This window comes from Fibrella musci (assembly GCF_041321105.1).
Taxonomy (GTDB): domain Bacteria; phylum Bacteroidota; class Bacteroidia; order Cytophagales; family Spirosomataceae; genus Fibrella; species Fibrella musci.
This window is the reverse complement of record NZ_JBGGWD010000005.1, coordinates 419,736-433,837: the sequence shown is the minus strand read 5'-3', so window position 1 is coordinate 433,837 and position 14,102 is coordinate 419,736. Positions and strand designations below refer to the sequence as shown.

Genomic DNA, 14,102 nt, shown 5'->3' with positions numbered 1-14,102 from the left:
TCATCCAACGCCCCCGCGCTGATCGTTCGACTGAAGCCCCACGGCATCGGACTTTTAGCGAGCTATAGCTACTTAACGCAACCACCGCTATGGCTCCTGAATCCACCACCACCCCGAACCTGGATCTTCGACAAGAAGACCAATTACTCGACTACCTGAACGGCATTAACCAGGCTATTGGCCGGGCCGCTCAGGTTCAGCCCGTCGCTACGCCCTCCGAGCGTCTTAGCGGCCCCTCGTATCAATCCCTCATATTCGTCAATCTGAGAGATACACCCGATACTGAGATTCCAGGTAGTAACTACGCTCTTGCTCTCCAAGAAATAAGCGCCAAAAAACTGGCCTACGCTCTGTTACGCGATGCCCCCGGTTTCGCGGTGCAGCTGGTCGAACATTTGGCCCCTGCTCTGGCTGCTATGCCTGCCCCTACAGTTCCCCGCGATGTAATTGAAGACTAGCTATGTGGCAGCATTACGTACTTCCCTTGCTGTTCTGCCTGTTTTGTGTGTCAGCACAGATCGTCATAGGTCGCTACGTGGCGGTCCTGCGCGATGAAAACGCCCGGATGCGACACCTGCTCAATACCAAGTTCGATGAACTGACAAAGGAGCAAACGCGCGAACTACTCGACCTCATACGTCAGAGCCCCACCAATCAAAATGACAACGAGAGCCAGTCAAACTAACCGCGCCTACTACCTGGCCCAACTTGACGTGCTGGAGTCGCAGCGCCTAACGCTGTACACCGAACTGCAAGCTATGCAGGGGCGGGCCTGGTGGTGGCAATTGCTCAATTGGGGCCGGATCAGCGCCGTGAGTAAACGGATAAGCTGGGTTCAGCAACAATGCGACAGCGTTACCCGCCTGCTCAACAATCCGAAATTTCAAGATTAATCATCCTATGCCAAAAGTCATCAATTACGCGGCCGTGAAAGCCGCCTTCAACCCCGAACATCACCTGGTTGTCGTGGGTGGGGAGCATTACACGCTCCAAGGGTTCAAAGATCTGAATTTCAGGACCAAAACGTTTGAATACCTGCCCGGCACGGTGCAGCTGTACGATAAGCGCAATGCGACGTTTTCAGACGTGCCCCCTGTGACGGATCCGACGCCGAAAAAGACGCCTGGCCAGCCCGTCGACGAAGCTCCCGAGCAGATCGTACCCGACTTCAGTAAGCCGCCCGCCGGGTTCGTGCCCGGCCCGCTCCCTGAGCCAGCGCCGGCCGTTGCGCCGGTGACCAATCCCCCGGCACCTGACACCACGGCCGAACCATCGCCGCCGGCGTGAAGCCACTATTAGTTGGATAGAAAAGTCAGTAGAACCCGGCGCACTCGCGCCGGGCCTCTCTTACACCCGACTGAAGCAAACAGTAGAACGAGGTGTATTACCCACTGAAGCCAGCGTTAGACCGGCCTGGATCCAATGGTATACCGCCCAAAATCCGTTCGACCAACGCTGGTCTAAGTGCCCTTACAAACCCGTTTTACTGGCCAGAATCGCGTTCTACGGCCTTTAGAACACCCCCTGCGACGGTACCGTAACTGGTACGGCTGGCCAGTTGGCCAATGGTGGGTTCGACTCCCGCCCGTCAGCGCAAAGCTTCGTAGTGAAGCTGATGGTGGTGGTAGTGGTTAGACGGGTGGCGTTGCTGCCCGTCTGCCTTGTTCCTCACCGATGGTCTTACCCCGTTTAGAACTCATGCTGCACCCCAACGATCCCGCCCGAGCCCCGTAGGGCATCCCCACTATACCGCCCCCGGTTGCCGGGCCAGGTTGCAAACTGGCCTGCCTATCCCTTTGTGCCGCAACCGCACCCGCTATGTGCCAAAATTTTCAGGTTTTGGCGACTGACCAGGAATCATACGCCCCGGCTGTTTCGGGGCTTTCAAAACCGAACTGATGCAGTTATTCGGTTAGGAGTGCCTATGTTCCATTCACTTCAGTGAATGAAGTTACTCTATGGTTAATCCCTGGGTTAGTCTAACTGTTAGGACGCGCAAAAAATCGAAAAAATGACCCCGCTTTCATCGCGGTAAGATCTCCTTCTAATGGTAACTACAGGCACGTCACCACGTACCCATAAAGCAGTAAAGTTTAAATCCGATCCGCAACAAAGTACCTTCCGGTGGGAATGCGATATGACCAACGACGGTACCAACCGGGTGCCTCAGATTGAAGGTTATTCCAAAGGAATGGGCTTTGAGTGCACCAATAAGGCTGAGTTATTGATCCGTAAGCTGCAAAACCCCCTCGGTCTTTATCTGCAAAAGACTGATGAAATACGGATCTATGAGAACCTGTTAGAACTGCCATCCGGGCAGTTGATCCAGCGGACCAAGGATAGCCAGCCGTTGATTCTCACCATGACGCGGACGGGCTATCTGGCTCACAGTTGGGTAAAAGAAGCTGAAGCGGTGTTATACCATTTGCAGCGGTTATACGACACCCTGAAGAACGCTGCTGGCTCCCCGCTGCCCCGCGAAACCGGCCGGCGTAGGAACGTCTGGTTCGATGAGCTCAACCACGCCAACTATACGTTCAAGTCGCTGGAAGAACTACGAACCTTCTGTTCGTCACTGGTGCCTACCTACGGTAGACCCTGTATGCTCAAATGGTGGACCGCTCACTTGGCTATTCAGCCCGAGTTGGCCGAACCTGAAGCCATCGGCCAAAGTATCCTGCAAACGCCTGGTCTAATACCAGAGCAGCAAGCCACTCAGAATGCCGTTCAGGGTATGCTAAACCGGCATACATCGCCCAATTCACGGCGCTAATCATCACAAAAAAAGCCCTGACGGTGCAGCGAACACCAATGCCAGGGCTTCAAAAAAATTCGACAATGACAAATGTAAATCATGGGACCACTACGGCCCAACCCTCCGAGCGTTTTTTGATGCTCCAACGCTACGGCAAAGTCCACCGCGCCCGGCTTCAGCACCGCGATAACGGCCGACACATCCGCGCTGAACTGTGCAACCAGTGGTTGCAGCAACTGAATCGTAACCTGAAAACGTGCCGGATCGGCTAAGAGCTATGCGTAAGATAGATTATCTCGAACTGATGGATTTTGTCAAAGCTAAGCAAGCCTTTTCGCTTCGCTGGATCAACCGCTATAACCTGATGAACAGACTTTATTGGGCTAAGATGCAGTTGATTCGCTCTGATATGCAACGTTTGTGGTCACTCGACCGCACTTTATCTAAGGCAGAATACGCACAGCTGCAATTATTGGAAAACGATTTAGATCATTTCCGTGACAAGCTCGAACGCTGCCGAACCAGGCGGGATGTGCTGATGCGATATGGCCAGTATTTTAGTCAGTTACCCTTTAGGCTACTTGATAAAAACGGCAAGATTCCCGATTGCTTCTGGTACGTACCGGATCCGATCAATAATCAGTAACGTACCCAACTTGCCCCCGGCCCGAGCGGTCGGGGGCAAACCTACCTGCCAGAATGGTATCACAAACTTTTACTTCCCGTATACCCATGAATCCAGCTGAAGCCGCCCGGGTGGAAACCTTTAAGAACCTGTCCGCGGCCGTCGCTGGCCTGGTCAAAAGAGCCGGCTTCAGGTCGCACACCCTCACGGTACTGACTGATAACGGACAAGCTCATACGGCCGTCGATATGCAGGATGATGTAGACGCGCTGATTATGATTGAGAATGGGCGTAAGACCACGTTAGACTTGATCGATCAACGAAAATCAACCTAGCTAATGGCAAAAACACCAAGGCCAAAAAGGCCACATGGCAACATCAAATGCGACTGCGGCCATACCAGAAAAGACCATTATAACGGTGAAGGTTGGTGTCATCATAGCCAGCACCCACAGGCCGGCCAATGTGAATGCGCCTGGTTTCATCCTAACGTCCGTTATACCCGTCGCAAACAGAAAAATAAGCTAGTAATCCATGAATGAAGCCAACCGTTTCCAATTCGATCTGGCCAACGTTGTGCACCCTGGCCAGCCTGATAACTTGTTGTGGCCGTCTGAATCCGACTTTCGCGTTGATGTGGTCGAACTAGCCTGGTGGCGTGTATTGCTGTGGCCGAAAGAACGCAATCACAGCATCCCGGAACCACCCGCGCAGCTGCTGTATCAAACGTTTCTAATCGGTAACTCGGGCCTTGCGCTTAGTGTCCAAGGACGTTATCGAAGATTATACCAGCTGTTCAGTGGGTATACACACAGTCGGTATTGCAAAGCGGGTGGCGTGTTCTACCGCTCGACGTCGGAGCCGGCCGTACGTGAACTGTATCTGCTGCTCAAATTCGGTAGCCAGTGGGTAGGGATCAAAACCAAGGTCGTCGAAACATGAGCCAGCCAGGTACATTGGGCTTTCCAGAAGAAAACAGCCCCTGCGGCCAGGCCGGCACCTTGCGGCTTGTCAATAGTTACGCTCGTACGCCTGACGCCCCGGTCCCGTTTATACTACATCTGTCTCCGGTTGGCTCATGAAATACCTACTGCCAGATAATCCTTTAGCTCTTGTTCCGTAGCAAATAGAATTCTCGTTGTTGATTCCAGGTCAATGTTCAATGGCACTCGATTGGCCCCTTTATCTATACCCACCGGCCTTAGATCATAGATCAGGTTTGTGATAGCCAGCTCATGGGTGGCCTTTGGCTCAGTGACAACCAGATGTGGCCGCAATCCTTCCAAAAAAATACGCACGATTGTTGCCTCAAAATAGCCTCTATCAACGATCGTATTATCCGATTTAGACGTGTCCAGACTGCAATATGGCAGGTTAACGAAGACAGTATCACCAACATTGAATGGCGTCTCAAGCAGTTGCAGGGCTATTTTCATGGCTTTTTTTGATATAGCCCGGTGCGATGTGGAAGCTGGCTAAAGGTAGAACCGCCAGCCCTAAAAATAGTTGTCGCTAAGTTCACGTGATAAACCGAGTTTATCACGTGAACTTAGCGCTGTAATCGCGCTCGAAACAACCAAATGAAATGGAATTTACTGCCTGCTACTCGACTAAGCCCTAGGTGTTTACGAACCAACATGTTCACCGTTTAGCAAGTAGTTGGTTAACTCCTGCTCGGTAGCGAACAATAGTTTCCTCGTTGAAGCCAGATCGACAACTAGGGGTACCCTGTTATTTCCTTTAGTCCCTTCGACAAGCTTGAGGTCATACACTAAGTTGGTAATGGCTAATTCATGGAACTCTTTTGATGTGGCAACGACAGTAGGTGATTGCAAACCTTGCAAGAAGATACGGACGATTGTTGCTTCAAAGTAGCTTTTGTCGTCGAGCAAGTAACTTTGCTCAGATGTATTAAGGCTGCTGTATGGTAAGTTGACAAAGACAGTGTCTCCAACCCTAAACGGGATTTCCAATGGCTTCAAGGTAACTTTCATAAAACGAAGCTGGGATGATCTATTTTGGAATTACCTACAGCTAGGAGTAAAAGTAGCAGGATACGGAGAAGTAATACTCACTAGGCAAATTTAAGTTTCATTAATTGCAATGAATAATCTTTATCCCGTTACGATCTACCTGGCACCTGTCGAATATGAGGCGTTGCACGACTTTTGCCAGTACTACGCCAACCAGGTAGTAAACGGCTCGGTGGCCGACATTCGCAACGTCGATCTGCTCTTAGCCGACTTCTACAAACGCACATTTACTTACGCCCGGATCCAGGCGTTCACAGCTCCCAAGCGTCGACAGTCGGGCAAACGCTATGCGCTAAAAATTGGCTTGATTTATGCCCGGATACTACGTGAGCAACTCTACGAAACCTACCAGGTGACGGGTCCACTGGTGCACGTTGACAATGAATTGAATCGGGCTCTACTGGAGATCGGCGATGTAGGAGGCATTAAACGCTTGTCATAAGTTAATTTATTTACATCGGCTGCTTATTTTTGAAGAACAGCCAGCCGCCACTACTCCCACCATTCCGATCTAACCTCTTGAATGACTCATGCGTAAAAAGGAATTGTTAGCTGTGCTGTCGACTGGCAACCAGCCCATTACGTACAAGACTCTGCGGAATTGGTTTGCTGTGGCCAATCTCTACGACGAAATACCGGATCTGAACCGACGACGAATCTTTACGCCGGCGGAAGTGGCCAAAATCAAAGCCCGCCTGAACTAACACCCAGTACCCCGACCCTTTAGGCCGGGGCTTTTTTTTGCGCTATCTGTCCCTACCTGTCCCTATCTGTTACCTGAGTACAGCGCGTAGTGTAGGTTTCGATCAATAACGATTCGATTCTCAAATTAAGGATGACCGTACGCCGGGGTTGCCTTGCGGCCCCGGCCGTATTGTGAAAATACGGGGGTCATTCCTGCAAACCTGCACTTTTATGGCTCAACGGCCCCAAACGCTCACCTGCCGCCCGGATCCTGCCAAATACCCGGATCTGGTACCCAACCTGACGGCTCAGGCCAAAGCCGCCGGCATGAGCCTAAACGCTTATCTCCCCGAACTGCTGGCCGGCCTGGCAAACCCCGCTGCCCAGAAACAGAGCGAGTATCAACAACGCATCGACGAACTGGAACGTCAGCTGGCCACTGTCGCCGGCACAGGGCAAAACCTGGAGAGCGCCCGCGCTGAGCTGGCCACGCAGCTGGAGCAGAAAAATGCATTGATCGAGCAGCTGCAACAGAAACTGGCTGGCCAGGCCGGTGAGCAGCGGATCCACCAGGCGCAGGCGCAGGAACTAGCCGATCTACGCACCGAACGGGTAGGCCTGCTGGCTGAAGTTGGTACCCTAAATGCCCGGATCGGACGGATCATTGATCTGGCCGTTAAGAACTCATTTGTCAGCCGCAAAAAGTACGAAAGTCTATAAATGGAAAATGTAGCCTTACAACCTGCCGTGCCGGCGGGAAATGAGCCCGCAGCGTTGGGTGAAGATTTTGTAACGATCAAGCGGGAACAGCTTGACCGACTGAAAGCCGCCTATAGTCAGGTTGTGCAGGAAAAACAGGTCATGCAAAAAGACATTGGCACCCTGCTACGGATCTGCAATCGTTTCATGGGCTTGTTGAATGGGAAGACCACCAAGCTCCAGGTCGTTAAAGAGATCGGCAAGATCTTCACGGATCCAACCCCGTTCGTGGCCGACACCAACGAAATGATGGCGCTGATGGCCAAATACCAAGGCCTCATGGCCCCCACCAACTTACTGCCCGCCAATGCTGCCGCAGCCGACACCCACTGAGTCCAGCCCGCCGGTCGATGACATCGACGCGCTGTTAAGTCAGGACACCAACTACATTCCGCCGGCACCCACCACCGACGACGGTACGTTTGTGCCACCGCCCGACGCCAAGCCGGTGGATCCGAACGACTTCGACGATTTGGACGAAGCGGCCCCGGATCCTGACGCCCCGGACGAGCCCCAACCCAAAGGTCGGGCCTTTTTCCGCCGGCAAGCCACGCAGCTGGTCCGCACCTTCGACGTCGCGCAAAAGACCCTGCTACGCTCATGGGTCTACCCGCGTACGATCCTGGAGCCCGGCGACCGGGAACTAGTTACCGAGTACCGCACCCGGGCTAAAGCCGCCAAAAAGACGAAGCAGCTTCAGTTGCCGGATCAGGATGATGATCTATGGAATGCGTTAAATCGGTATGAGCAGCTGGACAAAGCCTGTGAGGAACTGCCCCTGACCGATGACGAAAAAGCGGATCTGATAGCCCCGTTGGCCGACGTGCTGGAGAAACACCAGAAAGGGGCATTGAGCCCCGAAATGGCCTTATTGCTGGCCGTGGCTATGATCATGTTACCGCGCCTGGAGCCCGTTTTTCCTAAACTGTTTTCCTCATTCAAGTAGCGTGTTATGACTGATGTACGGCACAACGTGGTGATCCTTCGCGCCGGTGCGCCACGTACCGGAAAGACCACCCACACGCAAAAACTCATTGAAGCCGCCAGCAAGGTTCGGGGTGTGTTGATCTTCGACGTCAACAATGAAAAGGCGTATGCCGACTATCCCCTGATGACGGTGCAGCAACTCCGTAAATGGAAGTCGACGGGCATTTACCGGCTGTTTGGCGATGACGACGAAGCGGTATTATCAGCCATCTACCGCCACGCCTACAACTGCATGATCGTGTTTGAAGACGCCACCGCCTACATCAAGCCGAACGTGCAGAGTGAAATACGCCGGTTGTTGGTGAGTCGACGCCACCGCAACTTGGATATGCTCTTTACGTTCCACTCGCTCAACCGCGTACCGCCCTTGCTCTACGAAATGACTAATTACCTGGTACTCGGGAAAACTAACGACGGGATCGAGAACGGGGGCACACTTCAGAAGGTGCCCAACTTCGCCCTTGTGAAAGAGGCTTGGGCACGGGTGCAGGCCCACGCCAGCCCCTACTACTACGAACAAATAGCCATTCAGGCATAAAGCCGTTGGCATAACAACAAGACCGGTGATCAGTGAGGGAAGGAGCTACACACTCAAACAGTTACGGGATGCCTACAGCGCCAGCGAAAAGGTATTTCGGGGCTGGTTGCGTCCGTGTATGGTCCAACTCTTTGATGAAGGCTACGAGCCTGGCCAACGGCTGCTGACGCCCAATCAGGTAAAAGTCATTTTGTCTCAATTAGGCCACCCCGAACAACTCAAACCCCACTAACGTATGCGTATTCTGTGGATCCCTAAGCTGGTGAATTTTTTAGTCGACACAGCTATTGCCAGCTGCACCGCCACCGGTGCCTTTCATCTGATGATGAAGGCCACCGGCAACCCGAATATGGCAGCTGTAGTCTGTATCGTCATGGGCGCTGTTGGCCACGTCGCCGCCATCTGCCTGTTGCATGAGGCTAGAAAGTGGCTAATTGTCTACCATCCTGACGTAATCGACCCTCCAACCGATGCAGTACCTGGCAATCGATCTGACTAGTTTTTGGTGGGGGCTGGCGCTGGTGGTGTCAGTGGTGATCTGGTTGATCAGTATAATTCATGTACTGCTGGTACCACGAAACGCCGCTCCTGGATGGTACAGAATGGCCCAAACGCTTTGCCTAATACTGACCGCTATTGCGATATTCTGCCTAATCTCTTGTTTTTTTTAAATAACAAGCTAGTAGTCTAATTCAAATTCCTTCGCATAGTAACTCCATCGATAAAGATAAGTCGCTTAGTAAGTCAAGTATCAATGGTCTATATGGATTTCCTAATGGGTAAGAGTATAAAATTTCTGTAGGTGAAAGAGAACGTGGAATTCCATAATAATAAGCCAAATTCTTTACATTCTGAACCGTTGATTCATTTCTGTGAGCGTAATAGTTTCTTATTGTTGGTAAATCTCTATAAGCTCTTGTGCCTATAGAAAGTGCTGTGTCTATATCTATTATATAAGAGCAATTCAAGGCTTGACAAGCGTTACGAAACATTGTTAGGTTGTGCCAGCTAGGTTCATCCCTTCGATTCCATGTGCCAGATGTTGGAGGATTTCTAGGGAAACGACTATTAGCATTTATTGCAATTCCTATTGCAGCATTAAAGCTTGGGATTGGAGGTGTTGCAATGATTTTCTTTCCTTTTGTTGATCTTGCTTCTATTGTTAAAGATAAGTAGAGAGATCTTAAGAAATTATTCCAAGTGTTTAAAGCTTCAATGACAACAAAGGACATTGTTTGGTCGCGATCCTTTGCAGAGAGGGCTAAGGCTAAGTTAACCTTTTTTTCAAGTCTACTTATTTTCTTGCAACCCGTTTTCTTTAAAGAAGATAGCCTTTTTCTTGGTATCATATAAAATTTGTTTCTGGATCTAAAGCCTTGCAGTAATATTTGAAGCGAGTTTCTCTTTGAACTATGCGGTTTGTTCCAGATGAGCAAGCTTCAATAAATTCCTTATAGTCAGGATATGTATTGCTGTCTTCATTCTGTATAAATGATAAAAATTGCAAGTTGCGTATTAGTGTATCACGATCGAAGTTTGTTGGCCTACTGAGGTTATATAGGGTTTGGAATTTTGCTACAGGAGATAAATGATGAGTTATTGCGAGAGTCAACGAATAGAAATTGTAAGGCTTCATCAACGCAGTATTCCATAATTCATTTAAAGAAAACAGGTAATCAAATATTTTCTCTATACGATTCTCGCAGTCATCTTTTTCTGGGAATTGTTTGTCTCTGGAAGTGTAAAATTTATTAATCTGCACATCACTAGCACTAAAAATTCCATCTATCAAACTTTTTGTGATTTCTGTAAATAGTGTGGAATCGTTCATTCTGACTAACAGTTTTTCTGAAAAAACTCCTAAATCTTTTAACGATTGAGAATACTTTTTGGTAAGATCAGACACGAACCATTTAAATACGCCCTGATGTGTTGCATATCTTGTCTCAGCAGGATTCAGTGGTACAGTATATGAGTTCATACGCCTAAATACCTCTCTAATGTCTGCGTCGGATGCTGCTGAGAATAAATCGACGCCTAGTTTATAATTAATAAAGTTAAGTTGATATTCTTCGTCTAATTGAGAAAATTTTTTACCAGCAAATATACTTCTAGATCCAACTGATATTGAAAATTTGTCATTGTAAAAGTCGTAGATAGCTGTGCTCCTTTGCTGGCCATCTACAATTTCCTTCCTAGTAGTACGAGTTTTAATATCGGTTTTAATCGATAGAGACAATTTGGGGATCGGATATCCAAGTAGTACTGTCTCAATTAAGTATGATCGAGCTGATTTTGGCCAAACGCCATCTGATCTTTGATATTCCCTATTTACTATAATTTCTGAATTTTGCATTTGACGGCAGTAATCAGCTATAGGGTAATTAGATGGAGTAACTTGCATCTTGTGGGTTGTCTTTTAAAGCAACAGTTTAAGTATAACAGTCCTTAAAGTAAATGAATTACGGTTAATACTTATGTTTTCTTCGAATCTGTTTATTGAATATCGTAACAATTTGTGTTTGTAGAGAATTTACCCACGCGGCATTGAGTGAGCCCCGACTACCCCGGTCGGGGCTTTTTTGTGTCATTTATCTTGCCCTACCTGGCTTTATCTGGCTTTATCTGGCCTTATCCGGCTTTATCTGGCCGTATCTGTCCCTATCTGTTACCGGCTTTTCGGCACTCGCCCAACTTTCAGCCCACGAATGGAAAGAAACCGAAGGGTTGTCAGCGGTGCGCCCCGGATCCTTCAGGTTTCTCTAGTCAACCCAAACTACCTAACAACATGATTGAAAAAGGGCAATTCAATATCGGGCTAACCGTCAGTATCGTGGTTGGGCTGCTGATCGCCTACGTGCTCATTTCCCTGCTGCATTCCGCCCGCAACCGCCCGGCTCCTGCACCGGCTCCAGCGCCGGCCGCATCCAAAAAGCAACCGATCGGCTTTGATCAAACGGCCGCAGCGGCCGACGCCGACCCCGCCGACGAGAGCGGCGAGAATGACTAACGTATACAAGGCTTTTGGCCCCTTTTCAGACAATGACCTGTTGGCCATCGCGTCGGGCGATTTCCCGATTTTTTCTAACAATCATACTACGACAATGACAACGAACGAAACCGTTGACAAGTTAGGGATCGGAAATCCCATCCTGAATTTTGGCTCTGAAACCGTGCATTTTGGCTCAAAATATGACGCCGGCCGCACGTTTTCGTTTCAGATTATCAATACGGCCACGGCGGTCAGCGGCGATAACGGCGTCCGTCAAGCCCGGATCTTCGCTGGCCTGGATCAACTGGTTGGTGCTGGTACGGTACCTGGCTTGGTGAAAGATGGCACCTTCAGCGATAAGAACGCCGCTACAGGTTTGAGCGCGTTATCACTCGAAGGAAAATCAATCCTGTCGCTGCAAAAGTACCTGTCCATCACGCCAACCTTGCTGCGTGGTATGCACGTCCAGTTCTCCGATCCAACGCAGGCGGGCAATGCCTTCAAGTTCGTATACGACGATCCGTTTGGCGTCAAAACTGACCGGATCCTTCGCCCCAGCACCGCCTACAACCAGAACACGCAGAACACCAACTATCTGCTGTTGCCCAACATTGACGAAATCATTACCGGGCAAAATTCGCTGGATTACACCATCAGCCCGAGCGTGACGGTGACCATCACCATGTATTTCGGGGCCAGCATCGATCTGAGCAAGGCGCTGGCTAACTACAAGCTGGCCGCTGACGCGCAAATCTCACTGGTCGGTGCGGCGGCAATCGAACGCATGGACACGATCGCGCTGGCAGGGGGCGCAACTCGCTAAAAGAAAAAGGTTAAGGGTTAGGTAGTCAAAATGCGGGCCGGGCCGTCGTGCCTGGTCCGCATTTTTTATAGGCAGATGGAGTACGCACCGGGCCTTACAGCCATTCAATTCGTCGACGACGTACCCACGGCGCAAACCGACGCTGATACGGGCCTAACGTTAATCAACAGGCAGTTGTGGGCTTCGCTCGACACCGCTCAACGCTACTTTCTGCTGCTGCACGAACAAGCCCACCTGACGGGCCAAACCGAAGACGAACTAACCGCCGATCGGCTGGCCATCGCTCAATTCCTACGCCGGTTTCCGGGCAATCCGGCTCCGCTCACGCTCCTACAACGGGTACTGAATCCGAACCTGGCCCGCGCCCGGCTCGACCAGTGCCGTAAACTGATCATGGCATCATGCTAGAAAATTGGAAAAGCCTGGCCACCTGGTCGTATCAGCCGATTCAGGTGCAAAAGGTCGGCACCAGCACCTTCGTGGCCGACTACTCGAAGGGGACCACACAGTACACCCAGGTTACGGGTACGACGAAGAAGAAAGTCACCTTTCAGGAAATCGTCAACTACGCCTCACAGCTGGGCGATACGGCCGTCAAGATCATTTCCGCGCTGAAGTCGCCACAGTCGGCCGGTACGGGCCTGAGCCTGTCGGGGCTGTCGGCCGATGAAGCGGCCACCGTAGCCGCTATGCAGGCCGAAGCTGAAGCGACCACCAAACGCCGGCAACGAAATATCCTAATCGGTATTGGGGCCGCGCTGCTGGTCGCCGTGGCCCTGGTATTAATCTACAAATCGAAAAAGTAACAGACCAATGAATATCCCAAAAACAACGCTTTACGCCGCCGCGCTCCAGCAAGCAACGGGCGGTACGGTTTACCTCGATGGGGGCAGCAAATACGGCTGGTCACACAAACAGCAAATCGGTTGGCACGGTCAGGGCTACGCGCTGTACGTGTGGATCATCGATGGCAACTGCTACCTGGTCGGTGAGCAGGTGGGCAATGATCCGAACCGGCCGGTTGGGTCGTTGGCGGGCTGTGATCTGTCGTTTATCGGCGGTTGTGAGCTGGCCTCGAAGATTCCCAACCTGACGAGCTATTTTAACTCGTTCCCCGGCGGCTACGCCCTGCCAGCGACGGCCGCGGGCGCAGGCCTGGTACGTACCCTGTCGTACCCCAATTTCGTGGCCCCCAACAACTCGACCTACACCCCGCCGGCAAACACCGGTGGCGGCGGCTCGACGGGTGGCGGTGGTTCGACCGGCGGCGGCGGCTCGACCGGTGGCGGTGCCGCCACGGTACCCGGTTTCTTCAGCCAGTACAAAACGCCCATTATCATCATTGCAGCGGTAGTCGCTGTGGCGCTGGTGGGCTGGGTTGTCTGGAAAAACCGGTAGACGCCATGACCACCAAACTAAACTGGTGGTGGGTCGGTGGCCTGGCGGTGGTGCTCTCGCTGATCGGCGTAGTCGCTCTGGCGGCGGGCCGCAGCGGGAACACCACTCCGGGCGCTGGTTCGGGCTCCGGTAGTGGATCCACTGCCGGCGGTAGCTCGGGCAATGGCTCGGGCAGTGGCTCCGGGGGCTCTGAACCGCCCATTGAGCCGGCTTGCCTGATCCTGGCAGACGGTACCACGGTGCAGATCGGGCAAACGCTCTACTCATCCGGCTACACGCCAATGGTGCTCAACCCGGACAGCAAAGCCCCCATCATCGAAAGCCGCTATACGGGTGAAGCGGTTGGCACTTTCACCGGTCGCAGCTTCTACAACCCCAACTACTTTTCAACCGGTAACTGCTTCATTCAGGTAGCCCCGGCCGGAAAGGGAGCCAACGCAACCACGTTGCCGCTAACGCTCTGGATCCATCCTAAGCACGTCACGGCCAAACAACCAAGCTAACCGGC

General features: G+C 51.5%; 26 protein-coding genes and 1 tRNA gene. 23 read left to right on the top strand and 4 right to left on the bottom strand.

Annotated elements, in window-relative coordinates:
* Positions 1-89 precede the first annotated feature (89 nt).
* The 10 genes from ACAW74_RS18315 to ACAW74_RS18270 all read left to right on the top strand — a co-directional run bounded on the left by ACAW74_RS18315 (position 90) and on the right by ACAW74_RS18270 (position 4,322).
* Positions 90-458 (top strand): hypothetical protein, encoded by a 369-nt coding sequence (locus tag ACAW74_RS18315; RefSeq protein WP_370699667.1) that lies wholly within the window; start codon positions 90-92, stop codon positions 456-458.
* Between the two features lie 2 nt (positions 459-460).
* Positions 461-685, top strand: a complete 225-nt coding sequence (locus ACAW74_RS18310) for a hypothetical protein (protein WP_370699666.1) — start codon at positions 461-463, stop codon at positions 683-685.
* Positions 660-893: a hypothetical protein gene (locus tag ACAW74_RS18305; RefSeq protein WP_370699665.1), complete on the top strand. Its 234-nt coding sequence runs from the start codon at positions 660-662 to the stop codon at positions 891-893. Before ACAW74_RS18310 ends, ACAW74_RS18305 begins: the two co-directional genes overlap by 26 nt.
* A gap of 7 nt (positions 894-900) precedes the next feature.
* Positions 901-1,287 carry a hypothetical protein gene (locus tag ACAW74_RS18300; protein ID WP_370699664.1) on the top strand — a complete coding sequence of 129 codons (387 nt, stop codon included), beginning with the start codon at positions 901-903 and terminating at the stop codon, positions 1,285-1,287.
* Between the two features lie 239 nt (positions 1,288-1,526).
* Positions 1,527-1,594: transfer RNA gene (locus ACAW74_RS18295), tRNA-OTHER, on the top strand.
* A 453-nt stretch (positions 1,595-2,047) separates the two neighbouring features.
* A complete protein-coding gene (locus tag ACAW74_RS18290; RefSeq protein WP_370699663.1) occupies positions 2,048-2,773 on the top strand; it encodes a hypothetical protein in 726 nt (241 codons plus the stop codon).
* Between the two features lie 119 nt (positions 2,774-2,892).
* The gene (locus ACAW74_RS18285) at positions 2,893-3,027 is read left to right on the top strand and encodes a hypothetical protein (protein ID WP_370699662.1); all 135 of its coding nucleotides are present in this window, start codon (positions 2,893-2,895) and stop codon (positions 3,025-3,027) included.
* Positions 3,028-3,032: 5 nt separating this feature from the next.
* A complete protein-coding gene (locus tag ACAW74_RS18280) occupies positions 3,033-3,401 on the top strand; it encodes a hypothetical protein (RefSeq protein ID WP_370699661.1) in 369 nt (122 codons plus the stop codon).
* An 86-nt stretch (positions 3,402-3,487) separates the two neighbouring features.
* Positions 3,488-3,715, top strand: a complete 228-nt coding sequence (locus ACAW74_RS18275; protein ID WP_370699660.1) for a hypothetical protein — start codon at positions 3,488-3,490, stop codon at positions 3,713-3,715.
* 199 nt (positions 3,716-3,914) lie between these two features.
* Positions 3,915-4,322, top strand: coding sequence for a hypothetical protein (locus tag ACAW74_RS18270; protein ID WP_370699659.1), 408 nt, complete (start codon positions 3,915-3,917; stop codon positions 4,320-4,322).
* Between the two features lie 134 nt (positions 4,323-4,456).
* Here ACAW74_RS18270 and ACAW74_RS18265 read toward each other — a convergent pair whose 3' ends face one another.
* Positions 4,457-4,816 (bottom strand): hypothetical protein, encoded by a 360-nt coding sequence (locus tag ACAW74_RS18265; protein ID WP_370699658.1) that lies wholly within the window; start codon positions 4,814-4,816, stop codon positions 4,457-4,459.
* A gap of 189 nt (positions 4,817-5,005) precedes the next feature.
* A complete protein-coding gene (locus tag ACAW74_RS18260; protein ID WP_370699657.1) occupies positions 5,006-5,374 on the bottom strand; it encodes a hypothetical protein in 369 nt (122 codons plus the stop codon).
* A 109-nt stretch (positions 5,375-5,483) separates the two neighbouring features.
* On the opposite strand from ACAW74_RS18260, the gene ACAW74_RS18255 reads away from it, so the two are divergent.
* From ACAW74_RS18255 to ACAW74_RS18225, 7 genes are all read left to right on the top strand, one after another.
* Entirely contained in the window at positions 5,484-5,855 is a 372-nt protein-coding gene (locus ACAW74_RS18255) for a hypothetical protein (protein ID WP_370699656.1), read from the top strand.
* A gap of 88 nt (positions 5,856-5,943) precedes the next feature.
* Positions 5,944-6,117, top strand: a complete 174-nt coding sequence (locus ACAW74_RS18250) for a hypothetical protein (RefSeq protein ID WP_370699655.1) — start codon at positions 5,944-5,946, stop codon at positions 6,115-6,117.
* A 211-nt stretch (positions 6,118-6,328) separates the two neighbouring features.
* Positions 6,329-6,817, top strand: a complete 489-nt coding sequence (locus ACAW74_RS18245) for a hypothetical protein (RefSeq protein WP_370699654.1) — start codon at positions 6,329-6,331, stop codon at positions 6,815-6,817.
* The gene (locus ACAW74_RS18240; protein ID WP_370699653.1) at positions 6,818-7,189 is read left to right on the top strand and encodes a hypothetical protein; all 372 of its coding nucleotides are present in this window, start codon (positions 6,818-6,820) and stop codon (positions 7,187-7,189) included.
* Positions 7,164-7,802: a hypothetical protein gene (locus ACAW74_RS18235; protein ID WP_370699652.1), complete on the top strand. Its 639-nt coding sequence runs from the start codon at positions 7,164-7,166 to the stop codon at positions 7,800-7,802. The genes ACAW74_RS18240 and ACAW74_RS18235 overlap by 26 nt, the downstream gene beginning before the upstream one ends.
* 6 nt (positions 7,803-7,808) lie before the next feature.
* Positions 7,809-8,381 (top strand): hypothetical protein, encoded by a 573-nt coding sequence (locus tag ACAW74_RS18230; protein ID WP_370699651.1) that lies wholly within the window; start codon positions 7,809-7,811, stop codon positions 8,379-8,381.
* A gap of 235 nt (positions 8,382-8,616) precedes the next feature.
* Positions 8,617-8,880 carry a hypothetical protein gene (locus tag ACAW74_RS18225; RefSeq protein WP_370699650.1) on the top strand — a complete coding sequence of 88 codons (264 nt, stop codon included), beginning with the start codon at positions 8,617-8,619 and terminating at the stop codon, positions 8,878-8,880.
* A gap of 193 nt (positions 8,881-9,073) precedes the next feature.
* On the opposite strand, the gene ACAW74_RS18220 is transcribed toward ACAW74_RS18225, so the two are convergent.
* Positions 9,074-9,730 carry a hypothetical protein gene (locus ACAW74_RS18220; RefSeq protein WP_370699649.1) on the bottom strand — a complete coding sequence of 219 codons (657 nt, stop codon included), beginning with the start codon at positions 9,728-9,730 and terminating at the stop codon, positions 9,074-9,076.
* Complete coding sequence (locus ACAW74_RS18215) at positions 9,727-10,785, bottom strand: GmrSD restriction endonuclease domain-containing protein (protein WP_370699648.1); 1,059 nt, start codon at positions 10,783-10,785, stop codon at positions 9,727-9,729. The genes ACAW74_RS18220 and ACAW74_RS18215 overlap by 4 nt, the downstream gene beginning before the upstream one ends.
* A 384-nt stretch (positions 10,786-11,169) precedes the next feature.
* Between ACAW74_RS18215 and ACAW74_RS18210 the strand changes: the two genes are divergently transcribed.
* The 6 genes from ACAW74_RS18210 (at position 11,170) to ACAW74_RS18185 (ending at position 14,097) form a co-directional block, all read left to right on the top strand.
* Entirely contained in the window at positions 11,170-11,391 is a 222-nt protein-coding gene (locus ACAW74_RS18210) for a hypothetical protein (RefSeq protein ID WP_370699647.1), read from the top strand.
* 94 nt (positions 11,392-11,485) lie between these two features.
* Positions 11,486-12,196 carry a hypothetical protein gene (locus tag ACAW74_RS18205; RefSeq protein ID WP_370699646.1) on the top strand — a complete coding sequence of 237 codons (711 nt, stop codon included), beginning with the start codon at positions 11,486-11,488 and terminating at the stop codon, positions 12,194-12,196.
* Between the two features lie 75 nt (positions 12,197-12,271).
* Positions 12,272-12,604 (top strand): hypothetical protein, encoded by a 333-nt coding sequence (locus ACAW74_RS18200; protein WP_370699645.1) that lies wholly within the window; start codon positions 12,272-12,274, stop codon positions 12,602-12,604.
* Positions 12,598-13,002 (top strand): hypothetical protein, encoded by a 405-nt coding sequence (locus ACAW74_RS18195; protein ID WP_370699644.1) that lies wholly within the window; start codon positions 12,598-12,600, stop codon positions 13,000-13,002. Before ACAW74_RS18200 ends, ACAW74_RS18195 begins: the two co-directional genes overlap by 7 nt.
* Before the next feature lie 7 nt (positions 13,003-13,009).
* Positions 13,010-13,594, top strand: coding sequence for a hypothetical protein (locus ACAW74_RS18190; protein ID WP_370699643.1), 585 nt, complete (start codon positions 13,010-13,012; stop codon positions 13,592-13,594).
* A 5-nt stretch (positions 13,595-13,599) separates the two neighbouring features.
* A complete protein-coding gene (locus ACAW74_RS18185) occupies positions 13,600-14,097 on the top strand; it encodes a hypothetical protein (protein ID WP_370699642.1) in 498 nt (165 codons plus the stop codon).
* Positions 14,098-14,102 lie beyond the last annotated feature (5 nt).

Bases quoted from the DNA above. Each gene is read 5' to 3' on its own strand.
- ACAW74_RS18315 (WP_370699667.1), top strand. From the start codon at position 90: ATGGCTCCTGAATCCACCACCACCCCGAACCTGGATCTTCGACAAGAA.
- ACAW74_RS18310 (WP_370699666.1), top strand. From the start codon at position 461: ATGTGGCAGCATTACGTACTTCCCTTGCTGTTCTGCCTGTTTTGTGTG.
- ACAW74_RS18305 (WP_370699665.1), top strand. From the start codon at position 660: ATGACAACGAGAGCCAGTCAAACTAACCGCGCCTACTACCTGGCCCAA.
- ACAW74_RS18300 (WP_370699664.1), top strand. From the start codon at position 901: ATGCCAAAAGTCATCAATTACGCGGCCGTGAAAGCCGCCTTCAACCCC.
- ACAW74_RS18290 (WP_370699663.1), top strand. From the start codon at position 2,048: ATGGTAACTACAGGCACGTCACCACGTACCCATAAAGCAGTAAAGTTT.
- ACAW74_RS18285 (WP_370699662.1), top strand. From the start codon at position 2,893: ATGCTCCAACGCTACGGCAAAGTCCACCGCGCCCGGCTTCAGCACCGC.
- ACAW74_RS18280 (WP_370699661.1), top strand. From the start codon at position 3,033: ATGCGTAAGATAGATTATCTCGAACTGATGGATTTTGTCAAAGCTAAG.
- ACAW74_RS18275 (WP_370699660.1), top strand. From the start codon at position 3,488: ATGAATCCAGCTGAAGCCGCCCGGGTGGAAACCTTTAAGAACCTGTCC.
- ACAW74_RS18270 (WP_370699659.1), top strand. From the start codon at position 3,915: ATGAATGAAGCCAACCGTTTCCAATTCGATCTGGCCAACGTTGTGCAC.
- ACAW74_RS18265 (WP_370699658.1), bottom strand. From the start codon at position 4,816: ATGAAAATAGCCCTGCAACTGCTTGAGACGCCATTCAATGTTGGTGAT.
- ACAW74_RS18260 (WP_370699657.1), bottom strand. From the start codon at position 5,374: ATGAAAGTTACCTTGAAGCCATTGGAAATCCCGTTTAGGGTTGGAGAC.
- ACAW74_RS18255 (WP_370699656.1), top strand. From the start codon at position 5,484: ATGAATAATCTTTATCCCGTTACGATCTACCTGGCACCTGTCGAATAT.
- ACAW74_RS18250 (WP_370699655.1), top strand. From the start codon at position 5,944: ATGCGTAAAAAGGAATTGTTAGCTGTGCTGTCGACTGGCAACCAGCCC.
- ACAW74_RS18245 (WP_370699654.1), top strand. From the start codon at position 6,329: ATGGCTCAACGGCCCCAAACGCTCACCTGCCGCCCGGATCCTGCCAAA.
- ACAW74_RS18240 (WP_370699653.1), top strand. From the start codon at position 6,818: ATGGAAAATGTAGCCTTACAACCTGCCGTGCCGGCGGGAAATGAGCCC.
- ACAW74_RS18235 (WP_370699652.1), top strand. From the start codon at position 7,164: ATGCTGCCGCAGCCGACACCCACTGAGTCCAGCCCGCCGGTCGATGAC.
- ACAW74_RS18230 (WP_370699651.1), top strand. From the start codon at position 7,809: ATGACTGATGTACGGCACAACGTGGTGATCCTTCGCGCCGGTGCGCCA.
- ACAW74_RS18225 (WP_370699650.1), top strand. From the start codon at position 8,617: ATGCGTATTCTGTGGATCCCTAAGCTGGTGAATTTTTTAGTCGACACA.
- ACAW74_RS18220 (WP_370699649.1), bottom strand. From the start codon at position 9,730: ATGATACCAAGAAAAAGGCTATCTTCTTTAAAGAAAACGGGTTGCAAG.
- ACAW74_RS18215 (WP_370699648.1), bottom strand. From the start codon at position 10,785: ATGCAAGTTACTCCATCTAATTACCCTATAGCTGATTACTGCCGTCAA.
- ACAW74_RS18210 (WP_370699647.1), top strand. From the start codon at position 11,170: ATGATTGAAAAAGGGCAATTCAATATCGGGCTAACCGTCAGTATCGTG.
- ACAW74_RS18205 (WP_370699646.1), top strand. From the start codon at position 11,486: ATGACAACGAACGAAACCGTTGACAAGTTAGGGATCGGAAATCCCATC.
- ACAW74_RS18200 (WP_370699645.1), top strand. From the start codon at position 12,272: ATGGAGTACGCACCGGGCCTTACAGCCATTCAATTCGTCGACGACGTA.
- ACAW74_RS18195 (WP_370699644.1), top strand. From the start codon at position 12,598: ATGCTAGAAAATTGGAAAAGCCTGGCCACCTGGTCGTATCAGCCGATT.
- ACAW74_RS18190 (WP_370699643.1), top strand. From the start codon at position 13,010: ATGAATATCCCAAAAACAACGCTTTACGCCGCCGCGCTCCAGCAAGCA.
- ACAW74_RS18185 (WP_370699642.1), top strand. From the start codon at position 13,600: ATGACCACCAAACTAAACTGGTGGTGGGTCGGTGGCCTGGCGGTGGTG.